This is a genomic window from Hoyosella rhizosphaerae (assembly GCF_014643175.1).
Taxonomy (GTDB): Bacteria; Actinomycetota; Actinomycetes; order Mycobacteriales; family Mycobacteriaceae; genus Lolliginicoccus; species Lolliginicoccus rhizosphaerae.
This window is the reverse complement of record NZ_BMJH01000004.1, coordinates 185,261-201,885: the sequence shown is the minus strand read 5'-3', so window position 1 is coordinate 201,885 and position 16,625 is coordinate 185,261. Positions and strand designations below refer to the sequence as shown.

Genomic DNA, 16,625 nt, shown 5'->3' with positions numbered 1-16,625 from the left:
AACGGTAAAGTAACGGCTTGGCGACGGATAGCCTTCTGCAATCCAGGTCACATGAGGTGTCAGTCACTAAAGGCCAGCTCATGGCCCTCGCGGATCACATGGCTCGCGGATAATTCGAATGCAGCAAGCGCGCTCGTATTACCCCATGAGCAAACATCACCGCGATGCTGTTTCCATAAGGAATGTCTTCACTGTCATCTGTGAGCACGCCGAGTACTTGCAACTCGTGAATCGCGCGATTAACTATTTTCCGAACGTCGCGCACACCAATCGGCTCGCCGCCGACCCGCCACCCTTCTTCGTTGAGCAACGCAGTCGCAAGCACAGCGGGATCGATTCGATCAGCCCTATATGCGCTGAAGCTGGTATCGCCGGTGCGCGCGACAGCCACCAGGAGGGCCTCGATGACGACCGCTTCTGGGGTGTACTCCACACCAATCCAGTCCCGCAGTAAAACGCTCACCACGTCAGCGATCGACATTCCGCGTGCGTGCGGGCGAAGCACTGTTCGGCCTCGTTCCCTCCGCACAAGGCCCATCCGCTGAAGAATGAGCCGCAACTGCCGGTCGTCCGCCGATTCACTCGGCGATTCCGCTGCGTCATGGCTGGCGCGAAGCTCAGAAAGGTACCGGTGGGCCTTCTGCGCAACCACAAGGGGTACAACCTGTGCCGCGTGCAGCACTTCTACAAGGCCATCATAGACCGCTGCTCTCGTCGGCGACAGCGTCGACCACAGTTCAATGCGACAGTCGAGCACATCTTCGAGGAGATTCTGATCACCCCGCTCTGTGGCGAGCACAGAATGCATAATTTCTTCTCGCCGCGCTGCGGAACCATTTCGGTGTGCTCCGACTGGAATATCGCCGGTGATCACAGCAACCTCTAGTGTCGACGCAATCGTGTCCACGATGTCGAGCTCCCGCACGGTACAAACATCTGGCCAGGACAACAAAGTTGTGTTTGGCGGCGCTACACCTGATTCAGCCATATGCGCACGAAACCGCTGAACCCAGGATTCTTGTGACTGCGGACTGAGCATCGCTCGTGTTGTGTCACTGCGCGCGATGTGCGCATAGCGCGACAACCCAATACGGTCGAGGAGGTCGGCTAGAGCGCAGCTACGTGCCCACGCCCTTTCGGTTCCGAGATCGAGACGCCGTAAAGTTCCCCAACAATACTGCTGCACGCTGGCCTGGATGGGACCTGAGGCGGGTGAGATCGCAACAAGTTCATGCCACGCGCATTCAGCGTCCGCGGCAACAGCTGGATCATCCGCGTCGAGAGCACTTATCGCCGCGGCGACGGTGTCGTCCACATACCCAATGTAACCGCGTCTCACCGTTCTGTCCTGAGCACGTGTGTCCGAATATCGTGGCAGCATCGTGGGGTGACTACTCTTGAGCCGCTCGCGGTACCGGCTGGCCCCGCGGTCCTCGACATTCTTCCCCAGTTAGAGTCCGCGCTGGCTGGCAAGAAGTGTTGGCTACCCCACGCGGAAGGCTCGCTGAGCCCAGCAGCGCGGGAGATTTCAGCACTAGTTCCGTTACCCGAAACCGCCCTGGTCGTGTCGACATCGGGCACCACGGGCACCCCCAAAGCGGCCATGCTCTCAGCGTCGGCGTTGACGGCAAGTGCTCACGCCACCCACGAGAGACTTGGCGGTCCGGGCAGGTGGGTTCTTGCCCTGCCTGCCCATCACATCGCGGGAATCCAAGTGCTCATCCGGAGCATCCTCAGCGAAACAACACCCTCCGTGGTTGACCTGGCCCAGGGATTTTCGCCGACACATTTTGCCGAAATCGTGTCACCTCTGCTCGGCCGCGATGAGCGACTATATACCTCGCTCGTGCCCGGCCAACTCCACAAAATTTTTGACGACGTTCATGCCACAGAAGTTTTGCGACATTTCGATGCGGTTCTGATTGGTGGAGCCGCGATGCCTGCAAGCCTTCATAGCCGCGCCGCCTCAGAGGGCATTCGAGTCGTACGCACATACGGGATGAGCGAGACCTGCGGCGGGTGTGTGTACGACGGGGTGCCGCTGAGCGGAGTGCGTGTTCGCGTGGAGGACGGTCGTATCGTCATCGGTGGGGACACTGTGGCCTCTGGTTACATCAACTTTCCCGACCACCCCAACTTTGCCGAGCCTGGTTGGTTCCGCACCGACGACGCCGGAACTTTCACGGATGGGGTGCTGACGGTTCATGGCAGGCTCGACGAAGCGATCTCCACCGGTGGGCTGACTGTTTTCCCCCACATCGTTGAGCACGCTCTCCTCGACCACCCAGCTGTGCGCGACTGCGCCATCGTTGGGGTGCCCGACGAACGCCTCGGGTACCGGATAGCCGCCGTGGTTGTCACCCAGGACGGCGATCCCATCACTCTCGCCGAAGTGCGCGGGTTCATCACTGAGCGACTGGACCGCTACGCCGCACCACGAGAACTGCACATCGTGACCGAACTACCCGTTCGCGGGCCCGGAAAAGTTGACCGCCGCGCCCTTGTACGCATGATCAGCACCTAGCTGCGACAGCGCCCAGTGGGTCTGAAGCGGTTGCGGCATGTTGCAGATCACCGGCCGAAAAACCATTCTCAGTGAGTCGATCCCGCTGCGCTCAGCACAGCAATTGGCCGCCCATCAGGAACCCGTTCACCTCGTGTTTCAGCGACCTGACCTGTTCTGATAGCTGACACGAGGTGAGGCACAAGTGACGGGCCATAACTGGATGAGGTAGTCCTCGAGCGGAACATCAGTGCAATGGTCGTAGTCGATGTTGCGGCCCCGGGCGCTGACCCGGACGCGGTAGCGATGCTCACCATCGGGCGTGAACGTCGTCTCGGGCTCAGCGGGAAGCAAGCTCAGACCCACCTCGTCCTGGAGGATAAGCCCCGATCCGGAGTAGGCGATGTCGCCTTCATCGATGTCCTCCCACGCGTCCGGTTCGAGCGGGGGAGCTTGAGCCAGGACCTCCACGGAGGCGTTGACAGGCCCAAACCTGGTGCCCACTTCGATCCGGATTCGCCCGGTGTAGAGGCTGAGAAAATTGAGATAAGGATAATCAGGATCAGGCTCTGGCACTTCATCGAGTTGTCCGATGAACAGCAAATGACCGAAGGTGTCTACGATTCCTGAATGCCGCTGGATGCTCTCCATATTCTTCCTTGAGGTTCGGTGACTCGGCTGCTCACTACTGCGCTGGGGTGGGAGTTACGCCTTCGTAGGATCGCACGATATAGGCGTCATGGGTGGGCGTGTGCCGCCGGTGATGACGACAGCGCCCAGTGCGTCAGTTCAGCAGAACTGTGAACTTTCCTGAGAAGATCAACGCATGGCGACCGTAACTGATTGGATCCAAGGGGCCCGGCCCCGCACACTACCTACTGCACTGTCACCCGTCATCGCTGGAACAGGTGTGGCAATAGCAGCAGGTTCGGCTGTGTGGTGGAAGGCGTTACTTGCCCTCGTTGTGGCTTTGGCGCTGGTCATTGGCGTGAATTACGCCAACGACTACTCGGACGGCGTGCGCGGAACTGACGACAACCGCGTAGGACCGATGCGGTTAGTTGGTTCCGGGGCTGCGGCAGCTCATCTTGTTAAACGCGCAGCCTTTATTTCCTTCGGAGTGGCGGCGATTGCGGGTCTAGCGCTTGCTGTCACGACGGCCTGGTGGATCGTGCTTGTCGGATTGTTGTGCATCGCTGGGGCGTGGTTTTACACAGGCGGCAAGAAGCCGTACGGATATCTCGGGTTCGGTGAGATCGCTGTCTTTGTATTTTTCGGACTCGTTGCTGTTCTGGGAACCGAGTTTGTGCAAACCGAGTCGGTGTCGTGGCTTGGGCTGCTCGCCGCTGTGAGTATCGGCTGCTTCGCGAGCGCGGTGCTTGTGGCCAACAATCTTCGCGATATTCCCACAGATTCAGTGGCCGGGAAGGTCACCCTCGCGGTGCGTCTCGGCGATGCCCCTACCCGGAAACTTCACCTCACCCTCCTTGTGATTCCGTTTGTCGTCTCCGTTGCGATAGCGGCACTCGGTGAGCCGTTAGTGCTGATCACCTTCGCCGCGATCCCGATGGCGTTGCGCGCCTACATTCCGGTGCGCCAGGGAGCGACTGGCATGGCCCTCATCGACACCTTGCGTGACACTGGACTCGCCATGCTGGGCTGGGCAATTCTGCTTGCGGTGGGTTTGACCGCGATGTAGCTGTTAGGTTGTGTGCAAATCTGGTCAAAAGGGGGCTAATTCGATGATATTGACCGCTGCAGTTGGTGTGGTTTTGGTACTGCTTTTGCTCACCGAGGTGGCCGCAATTACGGTGCTGGGCATCTACGCCTGGTCAATCGCTGATAGCACTGGAATGAGCGCGTTGCTCGCTATTGGCGTTGTCGGCGCGACCGCTCTGCTGTGGTGGTTGTTTGCCGCTGATCGTGCGTACTACGACCTGCCTCCGGCGCGGATTGCCGTGAAAGGGCTGGTGTTGGTCGCCGCGACGTACGCAATCTGGTCACTGTGGTCGCCGATCTGGGCCATCAGCTTTGCCGCCGTGTGGGTAATTGTGCATGTGCTGGCAGAAATGCGAATTCTGCCAGCCGAAGCACCAGTAACCGAAGCGACAGTTGCTGAATCGCGGCGCGCTTAGCGGGATTTTGTCGGGATGATCATTCCGAGGATCAAGTTGACCAAGGCAATGATGATGGCGCCGAAGAACGCGGCCCAGAATCCGGACACAACAAGACCGAAGTCTAGGTAGCTTGTTGCCCAACTCGTCAGCATCAGCATCAATGCGTTGATGACGAGGAGGAATAGGCCCAGAGTCAGGATGATAAGCGGCAACGTCAACAGTTTCACAACGGGCTTGACCAGCATGTTGATGAGGGTGAAAACGAGCCCGATAGCAATGACGAAGAGTGCGTTTGCAGCAGTAGATTCGCCTGGCAGGCGCAAACCTATTCCAGCGACTACCTCGGCTGCAAGCCAGATGGCGAACGAGTTAACAACCAAACCTGCGAGAAACAACATGCCCATATCGTCGCACGAACCGCCGGGTTCGGGTGATTTACTCCACCGTCACCGCACGAATAATGTCCATCTTGCCGGCCCTCCATGCAGGCACCACAGCTCCGAGTAATGCAAGCGTGAGCGCAGCGACAGCGTAGACACCCGCGATCGGGACAAGGGCAAAACTGATGTGCACGGCCGTTGTTCCAGATAACGCAACTGTGGCGAGATAATGCAGCGCAGAACCGAAGAGTAAACCTAACGCACCGCCTACGACGCCCACCGATAGCGCCTCAACGAGCACAGTTTTTGAGACAAACTTCCTGCTTGCTCCCATGGCCCGCAAAACGCCGAGCTCCCTGCGCCGGTCGAGCACTGCGAGCATGAGTGTGTTCAGGAGCGCGACTGCTGCCACGAACGCGACGATCCACTGCACCCCCACCGCGAGCGCGCCCGCTTGCTCTGTGGCACCCTGCGCTGCGCCATACGCTTGCTCGCCGGTTTCGATGAAAACCCCGTCTGGGATTTGTGGCTGAATCGTCATGATGACGTCAGCAACAGAAGTTCCGTCGTCAACGAGAATCTCCAGGAAAGTCGCCCCGTCTCGCTGGTACCAGTCCTGCATCGTCGGTAGCGGCATCGCGAGCATCCCAGCCCCCACGGACAGGTAATCGATCACCCCAACCACGGTCGGCTGTTGTAAACCCGATGGGGTTGCCAGATCAATTGTGTCGCCCTGCTCGACACCGAGTTGTCTGGCGAGCTGCCGAGACAAAACGATGCCGTCACCGCGATACATGGTGCGCCGCATCTCGTCCGTCATCGCTCGCACCGCAGGTGCTGTGGTCCCCTCTTGAGCGCCGAGCACCATGATCTTTAGCGGTGCGGCACTGGGAACACTGATGTTGGCGTAGGCCCATTGGCCTTCGGTGACTTGTTCGACGCCGGGGGTTGTTCGGACCACGTCCACGACGCCCGCGGGCACGGCCGGGCCGGATGGAACGAGGTCAACCGGTGTGGTTGAGACGTAAAAGTCAGCGTCCGCAAGTGACTCCACCAGGCTTCCGGCCGAGTCGACGAGGTTGCGCATCGATCCTGTTGTGGACACTGCGACGGCCACGGCAATCATCACTGTCACAGCAGTCGCCCAGACACGACGCGGTGCCCGAGCAGCAGACTCTGCGGCGAGCCTGCCCGGTGCCCCACCCAGCGATGCAACATGAGCGGTGGCGGCACCAATCGGTCGGATGAGTCCGTAGCTCACCGCTAATCCACCAGCTGCGAATAGAGCACCGGCAAGGAGTGCACGCCGGTCATCGAACGTGAATGCCATCACTACAGCAATACCCATGACAGCAATGCCACCAACCAGTGCCGCTCGCGTCCACGGCTGGTGGTTACCTTCGGCTACGACCACGTCGGCTGGTTGGAGTGCCTCAATCGGTGATACCGCGAATACTTGACGCGCCGCCACTGCGGACGCTGCCACGCTTGCTAGAACACACAACACCACCGCGATGATGGGCGCGTACCACTGAACTACGAATGCAATTTCGGCACTGAAAGATTGGATGAGCACCGGCGGTATTCGTCCCACCGCGAGGCTACCCATCACCGCCCCGAGCGGAATCCCGATGAGCCCCCCGACGAATCCGATTAGCGCCGATTCCCCGATGAGGCCTCGTACGATCGTCCCCCGCCGTGAACCGAGCGCACGAAGCGTCGCGATTGCGGGTCGGCGCTGAGCCACCGTCATATTCATGGAGTTGAACACGAGAAAACCAGCAACGACGAGCCCAATCATGGCAACGATCAGGGTGGAATCGCGGGTGAGTGCGATCGATGTTCCAGCCTGGGCGGCTCGGAATTCTGGGGCCGCTACGAGCGCTCGACCGTCCACCGCTGTTGCGATGTTTGTTTGCAATTTTGCGGCATCAGTTCCCTCGTCGGCGATGACAAACACTGCGTCGAGAGTGTTCGCGCGACCACTGAGAGATTGTGCGACCGGCAGCGCGGTGAATAAGAAGTTCCCGTTGTTGACGGCACGCGCCTCGCGGCTATCAACAACCTCAACCACTGTCGCTTCGCCGCCCGGTAGGTCGAGTGTGTCCCCTACCGACACCGACAAACCTGGCCCAGCAACTACTCCCCCGGCGAGCAACTCCTGCGCCAAGCCGCTACGTTGACTTTGTGTCACGGCCGCAAGCTCACTGTTCAGCGCGGTCGCACTAGCGTCACTGCCAAAAAGAAGAGTGTTCTCGCCGCGAATCGTCAATGGCACCCACAGCATTGGAACAGCTGCTGATACTCCATCGACCCGCCGCACTAAGTTCAAAACAACATTGTCAAAGCCGGTGTCTGTAATGGCGGTAACTTCGAGGTCGGCGTCGCCAGCGATCGTTTCAGAGAGTTTGTCGACAGAGCCCGTGAGTGACCCATAAGTGGAAAGCACCGCCACAATGAGGGCGGACGAAACGGCAATGACCCCAATGGAGATGGCTGCTCGCACCGGGCGGACCCACAGCTCACGCAGGTGTAGCAGCCACCACCGGTCTACTGCAGCACGCATCGTCTGCTACGTTTCCGCATTGTCGTCGAGCCGACCATCACGCATGGTCAAGACGTGATCGGTGACGTCGGCGGCGTTGCTGTCGTGGGTGACCATGACGACAAGCCGATCTGAATCACTGTGCGCGATATCAGCCAAGAGTTTCAGAACCCCACGTCCCGTTTTTGAGTCGAGGTTTCCCGTGGGCTCATCGGCAAGGATTACGGGCGGGTCGTTTATCAGCGCACGCGCAATTGCCACCCGTTGCATTTGTCCACCCGACAACTCGGCCGGCCGGTGGTTTATGCGGTCCCCGAGCCCGACACGGCGCAACAACTCCGTGGCATCGCCCTGGGCGGACGACAAGGTTCGGCCATCGAGTAGCCGCGGGACGGCTACGTTCTCCCATGCCGTCAATGTTGGGAGCAGATTGAAGAACTGGAAGATGAAGCCGATGTGGTGCCGCCGAAACTCAGCGAGACGTTCATCGGTTAATGTTCCGATGTCACGCCCACCGACCTCAACCGACCCGGACGTTGGTTGATCGAGTCCACCCATGAGGTGCAGCAGCGTGCTCTTACCAGCACCTGACGGTCCGATCACCGAAACGAACTGCCCACCGGTGAGAGCGAGGTTCACCCCGTCGAGGGCGTGCACCACTTCCTCACCAAGACGGTACTCCCGGATCACATTGGTGAATCGCACGGCTGGAGTTGTCACATGGTCCACTTTCCAGTGCGGAAAAATTCGTCGAGAAGTGCCGAGTGCGGAGCCACGTCGAGTCCCTCCTGCGACAACCATTGGTCATCAAAGTAGGTGTCGGTGTAGCGTTCGCCGCCGTCGCACAGCAGCGTGACAATGCTTCCGCTCCGGTTGTCGGCGATCATTTGTGCGATCAGTTCAAACGCGCCCCACAGGTTGGTGCCGGTCGATCCGCCGACTAGTTTGCCCAACTGTGCCGACGCGTATCTCGCCGCGGCGATGGATGCCGCGTCTGGGACGGCGATCATGTGATCAACCACGTCTCGGATGAACGAGGGCTCCACCCGCGGTCTACCAATTCCTTCGATGCGTGAACTCTTCGCGCCAGTCACGTCGCTGCGCTTGTGCGACCACGCTTCGAAAAAGACCGAGTTCTCCGGATCGACTACGCAAAGTTGGGTGTGGTGGCGTCGATAGCGTATGTACCTGCCGATGGTTGCGCTGGTGCCGCCAGTTCCTGCACCCACAACGATCCAGTCGGGTACGGGGTGTTCTTCCGACGCCAGCTGGCTGAATATCGACTCAGCAATATTGTTGTTTCCCCGCCAGTCCGTTGCCCGCTCAGCGTTGGTGAACTGGTCAAGATAGTGCCCACCGGTCACAGTTGCGAGGCGTTGCGCCTCGGCGTAAATCTCACCGGAATCAGTGACGAAGTGGCACCGCCCACCCTGCGCTTCAATGAGCCCAACTTTTGAGGGACTAGTGCTCGCTGGCATCACGGCCACGAACGGCAGCCCCAATAGCCTCGCGAAATAGGCCTCTGACACGGCCGTAGATCCCGACGACGCCTCAATGACTGTGGTGTCACGGTCAATCCACCCATTGCACAACCCATACAGGAACAATGATCGAGCCAGCCGGTGTTTCAGGCTGCCCGTGATGTGAGTGGACTCGTCTTTTAGGTACAACTGAATTCGCGACGACGACCCGGGCCACACTTCCGGCAGCGGGTAGCGAAGCAGGTGAGTGTCAGCACTGCGTTGCGCGTCAGCTTCGATCAGTCGAACGGCGTTGTCGGCCCATTTTCGTCGCGATGGACAAGTGGGCTCAGCGTGACTGGGTGCCACCTGCTGGCCCTGACCTCAACTTTGCCTCAAGCTCAGCTCGCTGTTGACGGCGTTGCTCATCCACAGCGGCGATAGCCTCGTTGATTCGTGACCGCAGTGGGCGAAACAGCACAAACGACAAAGGCATCGCTATCAGCACAGCAAACAGCAGAGCGACAAGCGGGTAGATCTGCACGCCGAAGAGCGCTGCGACACCGATGATGGCAGCAGCTAAGGCGAGCGCAAGAAGTAAGCGTGCAACTGTAAAGAGTGCAATATCGCGCATCAGCGAACCGCGTGTATGAGTCCGCGACGACGAAATGGCACCGTGTTCATTTTCCTGAGGGGTTTCACTCACATGTACAGGGTACCTACTGCTGCAAAATTCCGACTTTACGCTTGGGTGAATTGCCCGCTTGGTCCCTTACCTCCACTTTACTAAATACGTACCGTTCGAGTACCTGGCAGTTGAGGTGCCACTATTACGATTGTTCACACGGTCACAAACCGAAGGAGCACGGACATGACTGCCATTGCATTTGAAAGCACAGAGCGCCTACTCACCCCGGGACAGGTCGCATCACTCTTCAGCGTCGACCCCAAGACTGTTTCTCGGTGGGCCCTCGCTGGTCGCCTCGGTTCGCTTCGCACGCCAGGTGGACATCGCCGTTTCCGCGAGTCTGAGGTTCGCGAACTTCATGCACGCCTAACCTCCGAGGCACATCACTAGGCACCAACGACGCCACCTCCTGCTACTGAAGCAACGGAACAACGCGCCCTTTCGCCGCAAATGGCGTTCTGGCGTTGTTGCGTCCGAAGCGTCTACTCTCGTAGTTAAGGAGGTGCGTGGTGATTTGGTTTTTGGCAATAGTCGGGCTGATAGTTCTCGCAGTGCTGATGTGGCGGGCATTTGGCCCAACGCTTTTGGGACGTGTAGACAACACGCCCCGCGTCGTGGGTCCGGATGACGATCCAGACTTTCTGTGGCGACTCAAGCGTGACGCGCAACGGGAAAACCGCGACCCGCACAGCGATGACACACCCCAGTAAAATCGCGAATCAGCAAGATCTGGAGCCGGTGCAAACAAGTCCCGGTGATAGTGCGCCCGTAACCTTCGGGTGCTGAAAACGGTGGTGGGGTCCGTCGAAAGACGGACCCCACCACCGTTTTAGCTTGAATATCAAGGCTTTCCGGTAAACCCTCCAGCAAGTGTCGCCGCAAGTTCCATCAAGGCGAGTTTGGTTGCAGGCCGCAACCTATCCATATCAATCTCTGCGCCCTCTTCAAGATGAGGGTCGAACGGAAGTAGACGGACCGCGCGGCTACGTTGTTGGAAGTGCTCGACAACACGATCGAGATTCACCTTGCCTGATTTAGGGCGTGCGGCGTTGATGACTGTGACGGATTTGTCGACAAGCGCTGAATGGCCGTGCGCCTCCAGCCAATCCATGGTGGCGGATGCACTACGCGCACCGTCCACAGAGCCTGAACTAACGATGATGAGCGCATCAGCACTGTCGAGAACACCACTCATCGCCGAATGCATCAGGCCGGTTCCACAGTCGGTCAGGACAAGGTTGTAGAACCGCTCAAGAACATCGAGTACGTCGCCATAGTCCTGCGCGCTGAACGCCTCAGACACGGCGGGATCTGTATCTGATGCCAACACTTCGAGGCGACTCTGCGCCTGCGAGGTAAAGGCTCGAACATCGCTGTAGCGCTGAATATCGGCGCCACGCTGTAGCAGGTCACGAACAGTGGCATCAGTGTCTACCTGCAGTTTGTTGCTCAACGTGCCACGGTCGGGGTTGGCGTCAACCGCAATGACGCGGTCCCCGCGCAATGACGCGAATGTTGATCCGACCGCAGCGGTAACGGTGGTCTTGCCTACCCCGCCTTTGAGGCTGAGAACTGCGATCTTGTGACAGCCGTACAGGGGCGCCTTGATCGTTGCCGACAATTCTGCGAGATGCGCTTCTTTCCTGCTGTCACCGAGGTTTACTGACCCGCCAGTGCAGGAGTAAACGGCTTTGCGCCATCCGCTGCGCGGCGCCGCTTTGACAGGCTTTAGCAGTACTTCGCTTGATAGGTCCCACGACGTTGGCGTGGCGCGGTGCCCCTGTGTTTTAGCCTGCACCGACCGAGTCTCCACCGTCGCCGCGACCTTGGTCTCGGCTGGTTTCGCGGTCTCAGCGCCTGTCCGAGCAGGAACCTTGGCCGAGACGGCCGGTTCGTTGAACGCCGAACTATTGGCATTCACCGTAGGTTGAGCCCATAGCGGCTCCCCGTTGGTCTCGCTGGAATGCTGTGACTCCGAAAAAAATGCATGGCTAGCGACCGATTTGGTCATCGCCACCTCCCCCTGAAGCGCGGAACCAAAGAAACTGGTTGCGGAAATCCCCCGATTTACCGCCGAAAATAGTAAGCCTGAAGTTCAAAGTGAACGCAAATTGAACGGCCCTTTACTCCCGAATTATGGGATCTTGGGCATTTGTCAGACTGCGGATTTGTCTAGTTTAGGCCCGCATACGAGTGCAAACCTGACACCACCATGTTGATGAAGAACAGGTTGAACACGATGGCGAGGAAGCCCACAACATTGATCCACGCCGCCTTGACGTCACGCCACCCAGCAGTTGCTCGAGCATGCAAGTACGCCGCGTATACAACCCAGGTCACAAACGACATTGTTTCTTTCGGGTCCCAGCCCCAGAAACGTCCCCAGGCAGCTTCAGCCCATACCGCACCCAGAATTACACCGAGCCCGAATACCGGAAATGCAATGATCGTCGACCGGTAAGCAATGCGGTCCAAAGTTTGCGCTGATGGCAACCGGTCAGCCACCCCACCGAGAAAACCGGAGCCTTCCTCGCCTTCTGGGCGACGAACACGGAAGAGGAACATCACACTGGCAACACCGGCAACGAGAAACAGTCCACTACCGAGAACGGCAAGTGTGACGTGAATGGGAAGCCAGAATGAACGCAATGCCGGGACAACTGGTGCCGCATCTGCATACAGCACCGTTCCCGCAAGGAAGACGAGCAGCACAACGGGAACAAGAATGAAGATCCACAGCGGCCTGTGTTCACGTTTGCGAACAATAATGAGCCCAGACACTACTGCGGTCAACACCATCGCTGACACGAACTCGTACATATTGCCAAGCGGGAAGCGATCTGTTGATAGTCCACGCAGCACAATTGACGCTAGGTGGAATCCTGCGCCGATCACAACAAGCGCATAGCCCATCCCGCCGAACTTCTCGAACCACGACCGTTTTGCCTGCTGAGGCGACAGCTTAATGCCCGGCTTGCCCTCCCCGGCAACGGGTGCGCCAATGAGCTCTCGCTGTTGAGACTTCTTCACTTGCGACGATGCGTACTGGCCCGCGAACATCAGCATGGCGAGCACATAAATAGCAAAGGTCGTTTGAAAGCTCAAATCGCTCAAACGGGCAAGTTCTGGATCAATATCCATGCGGCTCTCCGATTAACTCAGTGTCGGGTTTGTTCACGTCATGCACCATCGCGATGCGTGGCTTCACGCACTCCGAGACGGTCGCACAACTTGTCGAACTCCGGCCCCCAACCGGCCTGGTCTGTGCGCGCCAGGCCACCAATGTCTACTACGGTACGTCGTGAATCACTGTGAGTGTCACCACCCTCGGGTGAAATTCGCAACCATACGCGTCGGCGGGTAATGAGGAGTGATCCCACAAGGCCAAGTGTCATTGCGATCGCCGATACCAAAACTAGCCCTTGCATGGGGTCGTGTGACACCTGCAACGACACCCACTCATCCGCGCCGTCAAAGCGGACTTCTGTCCCATCGTCGAGTACCTCAACCTCGCCTGGGTACAAGTTCACTCGCGCTTGCCGGACCAGCCGTTCCTGCTCGATCAAAGACTGATCGAGGGTGAAGATATTCTGCGCGCGCCCTGTGTCCAAACCAATGTCGCCTCGGTAGATATCGATAGCCACTGCCGGATCGGTCATTGCAGGGAAAACCGACGTCAGTAGGTTCTCTTCGTGGAAAAAGGCGGTAGGGGCGAACAATCCTTCGATAGCGATCTGGTTTTGTCGCCGCTCGTCACTGGTGCCGTACAAGCCGCCGGGCGGGTCAAAGCGCATCGCGCCCGAGCTCAAGAACGAGGTGGCATCTTCGGGCGCGAATTGCAGAGTTTCCGTGCGGGACTCCCCGTTGGGGAACGTCACCGTGAATGTAGGAGCGTAGCCGTGGCCGATGAGGTAGAGGCGATCGCCTTCCACTCTCAGTGGTTCGTTCACGCGCAGCCGGTAAGGGCGCCAAGTATTGGTAGCTAGATCGTCGCCTGCTTGGTATTCGATGTTCGATGTGAACATCTCAGCCTGCCCGGTTGGAAGGTAGTCGGCAGTAAAGTCGTTGACCCGGACACAAAATGGGGTCAGTTCGGTTCCGTCAACACCCTGACCAGCCCGAAATGAGTCGTAGACAGCCGGGCTGCCTGTGCAGATCCCGGGACCGCCGTTGGCGACCACAATGACTGAACCTTCGTAGCCAAGCACCCTTCCTATCGCAACAGCGGCGAGGACGAATACCAGCGCAACGTGAAAGACCAGGTTTCCGAGTTCGCGTGAGTGTCCTCGCTCAGCCGAAATCTCAACGTCGGATCCGTTCTTTCGGACGCTGACCCTCCACCTGCGCAACATCTGCTGAGCGGTAGCCGCGACATCATCAGGAGTGCCCTCGAGTGTGCCAACCCGGTGTTTTGGAAGCCTCGCTAGGTTTCGCGGCACACGAACAACGGGAGCTCGCAGGGCGTGCCAATGATCGACCGCCCGAGGCACGATGCAACCGATGAGGGAGATGAACAGCAGCGCATAGATTGCGGTGAACCAAAAGCTACTGAAGACATCGAAGAATCCGAATCGATCCAAAATCGGGCCGATTGTGGGCTGCTCCGCAATATATTCGTTGACCCGTTGCGTATTGAGGCTGCGCTGCGGAAGCAATGCACCAGGGATCGCTGCTACTGCTAGCAGAAACAGCAACACCAACGCTGTACCCATGCTCGTCAGGTTGCGCCAAACCATCCGCATAGGTTTTGTGACACGCCTGATGAGAACCGTCTCCTTCTGCTTGGTTGCCGCCAGCACATCTGTCCCCGTGTTCACTCGACGATCAGATCGGCAAAGTTGTATCGGTGATGAACGCGTCACGCACCCAACTGACAAATACTTCCCACGCGCCAGTAACTAGCGCGATCCCCACAGCAATCAACATGAGGCCACCGAAAATCTGTACCGCGCGAGCATTTCGACGAAGCCACCCCACTCCACGCAGGGCCGACGCTGAACCAAACGCCAACACGATGAAGGGTAAGCCGAGCCCAAGGCAGTACGCCACGATGAGCATGACGCCCCGCGCAGCGGTAGCACCTTCTGTGCCAGCCGCGAGGGAAATAACCCCGGCCAATGTGGGACCCAAACATGGTGTCCACCCAAGTCCAAACACGCCACCGAGGACGGGTGCGCCGGCAAGTGAGGTGAACTTTTTGGGGGCGAAACGGGCTTCACGCTGGAGTGCAGGGATCAGCCCGATGAAGACCAATCCCATAATGATGGTGACTACACCACCGACCCGCTGCAAAAGTTCGCGGTTGAGGCTGAGCACACTGATCATGCCGAATACGGATGCGGTTGCAAGGACGAACACCACGGTAAAACCGGCAACGAAGAGGCCAGCTGCACCCGCGATTCGCCATCGCGTACGGTCGCGCACCTTCGTCAATGTCGCAGTTCGCTGGGCTTCGGCAACCGTAGCTGGCGGCGGATCCGCACCGACAAGCCCTGCCAAATATGATAAATAGCCTGGCACTAGTGGGATCACGCAGGGCGAGGCGAACGAAACTAGCCCGGCGAGGGCAGCGACGACCAATGCGAGAAAAAGTGGTCCGTCTACCGCGGTTGACCTAAAGGTTTCGCCAAGAGACGACGCGAGGAGCATGGTGTTCATTCAGCTGCCAACCGTTCCACGACCGGCTGCACATCCTCTGTGAGCAAGTCGCGTAAGAACACAGCCGCGACCCGATGCTCGCGGTCAAGCACAAATGTCATCGGAACAACGCTGGTCGGGATCCCCCGCATCGACAGCAATGTTCGCATCGGCGGATCGTAAATCGACGGGAATGTTAGACCGTAGTCTGTGACGAAATCCTGCGGTTTCGAAATAGCGTTGTCACGCACGTTAATGCCAACGAGTTGAACCCCAAGCTCTTTGGTGTTGTCGTACATCCGCTGCAACTCGGGCATCTCTGTACGGCACGGGGCGCACCACTGCCCCCATACGTTAATGACAACAACTTGCCCCTCAAAGTCCTCAAGCGACAAGGTCTCGTCAGGGTTCATTAACGACGGACCCGACAGGGCTCCGAGAGAACCCCGCTCCTCAGGTGGATCGTAGAAAATCTCAGTCTGCCCACCTGGGGACACGAAGTTGAATGTTCCCCCGTAAGCCACGGCGTCATCGCCTGTGGCACATGCTGTGGACGCAACGCCCACTACTGCAGCGCATGCTGCCGCAATTGCTAGTCTCAGTCGTCTACTTCTCATGCACCCGTCACCGTTGGGTCCGACTTCCCAGCCGGTTCGGAGTACACGATGTCAATCAGTTCGTCGCCTTCGTACACAAGCGAGGTCAACGAGGCCAACGAGCACTGCCGTGTACGGGGGTCATGCCACAGGCGCTGTCCCTGCAGGAACCGGCGCAGTGACCACACTGGAAGCTGGTGACTGACGCAAACTGCCTCGTGGCCCGCTGCTGCGGCGCGTGCGGTATTGACGGCGGCGAGCATCCGGTGCGCAATCTGCAGGTATGGCTCACCCCATGACGGAGTGAATGGGTCGCGCAGCTTCCACCAGTGGCGGGGGCGACCTAGCGCTCCATCACCTACTGATACGCGCAGACCCTCGAACTCATTCTCTGCTTCCAAGAGGTCTTCATCGGTAGCGACGGCAAGCCCGTGTGGGCCCGCAATAGGCGCAGCGGTCTGTTGAGCGCGCAGCAGAGGCGAAGCAACCACATGAGTGATGTCGTGGCCTTCTAAAGCCTTCGCTACTGCTCGGGCCTGCTCCTGGCCATTCTCCGATAGCTTGAAGCCCGGCAACCGGCCGTAAAGGATTCCGTTTGGGTTGTGTACTTCGCCATGGCGCACGAGGTGCACAATTGTCCGAGCATTGGCAGCGTTAGATCGGTCAGTGCTGAGGTCAGTCACGTCTCACCTTCCTAGA

General features: G+C 58.7%; 18 protein-coding genes. 5 read left to right on the top strand and 13 right to left on the bottom strand.

Annotated elements, in window-relative coordinates; translation table 11 throughout:
• Positions 1-94: 94 nt before the first annotated feature.
• The gene (locus tag IEW73_RS15880) at positions 95-1,339 is read right to left on the bottom strand and encodes a hypothetical protein (RefSeq protein WP_188677608.1); all 1,245 of its coding nucleotides are present in this window, start codon (positions 1,337-1,339) and stop codon (positions 95-97) included.
• A gap of 48 nt (positions 1,340-1,387) precedes the next feature.
• On the opposite strand from IEW73_RS15880, the gene menE reads away from it, so the two are divergent.
• Positions 1,388-2,524: an o-succinylbenzoate--CoA ligase gene (menE, locus tag IEW73_RS15875; protein WP_188677605.1), complete on the top strand. Its 1,137-nt coding sequence runs from the start codon at positions 1,388-1,390 to the stop codon at positions 2,522-2,524.
• A 138-nt stretch (positions 2,525-2,662) separates the two neighbouring features.
• Here the strand turns inward: menE and IEW73_RS15870 are convergent, their stop codons facing one another.
• Positions 2,663-3,154 carry a hypothetical protein gene (locus IEW73_RS15870; protein ID WP_188677604.1) on the bottom strand — a complete coding sequence of 164 codons (492 nt, stop codon included), beginning with the start codon at positions 3,152-3,154 and terminating at the stop codon, positions 2,663-2,665.
• Between the two features lie 175 nt (positions 3,155-3,329).
• On the opposite strand from IEW73_RS15870, the gene IEW73_RS15865 reads away from it, so the two are divergent.
• Together IEW73_RS15865 and IEW73_RS15860 are read left to right on the top strand one after the other, a co-directional pair.
• Positions 3,330-4,202, top strand: a complete 873-nt coding sequence (locus tag IEW73_RS15865) for a 1,4-dihydroxy-2-naphthoate polyprenyltransferase (RefSeq protein ID WP_188677600.1) — start codon at positions 3,330-3,332, stop codon at positions 4,200-4,202.
• Between the two features lie 43 nt (positions 4,203-4,245).
• The gene (locus IEW73_RS15860; RefSeq protein WP_188677596.1) at positions 4,246-4,638 is read left to right on the top strand and encodes a YrdB family protein; all 393 of its coding nucleotides are present in this window, start codon (positions 4,246-4,248) and stop codon (positions 4,636-4,638) included.
• Here the strand turns inward: IEW73_RS15860 and IEW73_RS15855 are convergent.
• The 5 genes from IEW73_RS15855 to IEW73_RS15835 are packed head-to-tail and all read right to left on the bottom strand — an operon-like array spanning position 4,635 to position 9,711.
• Positions 4,635-5,018, bottom strand: a complete 384-nt coding sequence (locus tag IEW73_RS15855; RefSeq protein ID WP_188677592.1) for a phage holin family protein — start codon at positions 5,016-5,018, stop codon at positions 4,635-4,637. The genes IEW73_RS15860 and IEW73_RS15855 overlap by 4 nt on opposite strands.
• A 37-nt stretch (positions 5,019-5,055) precedes the next feature.
• The gene (locus IEW73_RS15850) at positions 5,056-7,566 is read right to left on the bottom strand and encodes an FtsX-like permease family protein (RefSeq protein WP_188677589.1); all 2,511 of its coding nucleotides are present in this window, start codon (positions 7,564-7,566) and stop codon (positions 5,056-5,058) included.
• A 6-nt stretch (positions 7,567-7,572) separates the two neighbouring features.
• Entirely contained in the window at positions 7,573-8,265 is a 693-nt protein-coding gene (locus IEW73_RS15845) for an ABC transporter ATP-binding protein (protein WP_229676067.1), read from the bottom strand.
• The gene (cds1, locus tag IEW73_RS15840; protein WP_188677583.1) at positions 8,262-9,374 is read right to left on the bottom strand and encodes an L-cysteine desulfhydrase Cds1; all 1,113 of its coding nucleotides are present in this window, start codon (positions 9,372-9,374) and stop codon (positions 8,262-8,264) included. The genes IEW73_RS15845 and cds1 overlap by 4 nt, the downstream gene beginning before the upstream one ends.
• The gene (locus IEW73_RS15835; protein ID WP_229676066.1) at positions 9,355-9,711 is read right to left on the bottom strand and encodes a DUF4229 domain-containing protein; all 357 of its coding nucleotides are present in this window, start codon (positions 9,709-9,711) and stop codon (positions 9,355-9,357) included. The genes cds1 and IEW73_RS15835 overlap by 20 nt, the downstream gene beginning before the upstream one ends.
• 165 nt (positions 9,712-9,876) lie before the next feature.
• On the opposite strand from IEW73_RS15835, the gene IEW73_RS15830 reads away from it, so the two are divergent.
• On the top strand, positions 9,877-10,083 hold the full coding sequence (locus tag IEW73_RS15830; RefSeq protein WP_188677581.1) for a BldC family transcriptional regulator: 207 nt from the start codon (positions 9,877-9,879) through the stop codon (positions 10,081-10,083).
• A gap of 119 nt (positions 10,084-10,202) precedes the next feature.
• On the top strand, positions 10,203-10,403 hold the full coding sequence (locus IEW73_RS15825; protein ID WP_188677578.1) for a hypothetical protein: 201 nt from the start codon (positions 10,203-10,205) through the stop codon (positions 10,401-10,403).
• Positions 10,404-10,534: 131 nt separating this feature from the next.
• Here the strand turns inward: IEW73_RS15825 and IEW73_RS15820 are convergent, their stop codons facing one another.
• The 6 genes from IEW73_RS15820 to IEW73_RS15795 form a co-directional block, all read right to left on the bottom strand.
• Complete coding sequence (locus IEW73_RS15820) at positions 10,535-11,704, bottom strand: MinD/ParA family ATP-binding protein (RefSeq protein ID WP_229676065.1); 1,170 nt, start codon at positions 11,702-11,704, stop codon at positions 10,535-10,537.
• Between the two features lie 161 nt (positions 11,705-11,865).
• Positions 11,866-12,834 (bottom strand): c-type cytochrome biogenesis protein CcsB, encoded by a 969-nt coding sequence (gene ccsB / locus IEW73_RS15815; RefSeq protein WP_188677574.1) that lies wholly within the window; start codon positions 12,832-12,834, stop codon positions 11,866-11,868.
• 38 nt (positions 12,835-12,872) lie between these two features.
• The gene (resB, locus tag IEW73_RS15810; protein ID WP_188677719.1) at positions 12,873-14,435 is read right to left on the bottom strand and encodes a cytochrome c biogenesis protein ResB; all 1,563 of its coding nucleotides are present in this window, start codon (positions 14,433-14,435) and stop codon (positions 12,873-12,875) included.
• An 82-nt stretch (positions 14,436-14,517) separates the two neighbouring features.
• Positions 14,518-15,351 (bottom strand): cytochrome c biogenesis CcdA family protein, encoded by an 834-nt coding sequence (locus IEW73_RS15805; RefSeq protein WP_188677570.1) that lies wholly within the window; start codon positions 15,349-15,351, stop codon positions 14,518-14,520.
• A complete protein-coding gene (locus IEW73_RS15800) occupies positions 15,348-15,947 on the bottom strand; it encodes a TlpA disulfide reductase family protein (protein WP_188677567.1) in 600 nt (199 codons plus the stop codon). The genes IEW73_RS15805 and IEW73_RS15800 overlap by 4 nt, the downstream gene beginning before the upstream one ends.
• On the bottom strand, positions 15,944-16,609 hold the full coding sequence (locus tag IEW73_RS15795; protein ID WP_188677564.1) for a histidine phosphatase family protein: 666 nt from the start codon (positions 16,607-16,609) through the stop codon (positions 15,944-15,946). Before IEW73_RS15795 ends, IEW73_RS15800 begins: the two co-directional genes overlap by 4 nt.
• Positions 16,610-16,625: the final 16 nt, after the last annotated feature.

Excerpts from the sequence above, each read along its gene's own strand:
- IEW73_RS15870 (WP_188677604.1), bottom strand. The coding sequence starts at position 3,154 with ATGGAGAGCATCCAGCGGCATTCAGGAATCGTAGACACCTTCGGTCAT.
- IEW73_RS15865 (WP_188677600.1), top strand. The coding sequence starts at position 3,330 with ATGGCGACCGTAACTGATTGGATCCAAGGGGCCCGGCCCCGCACACTA.
- IEW73_RS15860 (WP_188677596.1), top strand. The coding sequence starts at position 4,246 with ATGATATTGACCGCTGCAGTTGGTGTGGTTTTGGTACTGCTTTTGCTC.
- IEW73_RS15855 (WP_188677592.1), bottom strand. The coding sequence starts at position 5,018 with ATGTTGTTTCTCGCAGGTTTGGTTGTTAACTCGTTCGCCATCTGGCTT.
- IEW73_RS15850 (WP_188677589.1), bottom strand. The coding sequence starts at position 7,566 with ATGCGTGCTGCAGTAGACCGGTGGTGGCTGCTACACCTGCGTGAGCTG.
- IEW73_RS15830 (WP_188677581.1), top strand. The coding sequence starts at position 9,877 with ATGACTGCCATTGCATTTGAAAGCACAGAGCGCCTACTCACCCCGGGA.
- IEW73_RS15820 (WP_229676065.1), bottom strand. The coding sequence starts at position 11,704 with ATGACCAAATCGGTCGCTAGCCATGCATTTTTTTCGGAGTCACAGCAT.
- ccsB (WP_188677574.1), bottom strand. The coding sequence starts at position 12,834 with ATGGATATTGATCCAGAACTTGCCCGTTTGAGCGATTTGAGCTTTCAA.
- resB (WP_188677719.1), bottom strand. The coding sequence starts at position 14,435 with ATGCGGATGGTTTGGCGCAACCTGACGAGCATGGGTACAGCGTTGGTG.
- IEW73_RS15805 (WP_188677570.1), bottom strand. The coding sequence starts at position 15,351 with ATGAACACCATGCTCCTCGCGTCGTCTCTTGGCGAAACCTTTAGGTCA.
- IEW73_RS15800 (WP_188677567.1), bottom strand. The coding sequence starts at position 15,947 with ATGAGAAGTAGACGACTGAGACTAGCAATTGCGGCAGCATGCGCTGCA.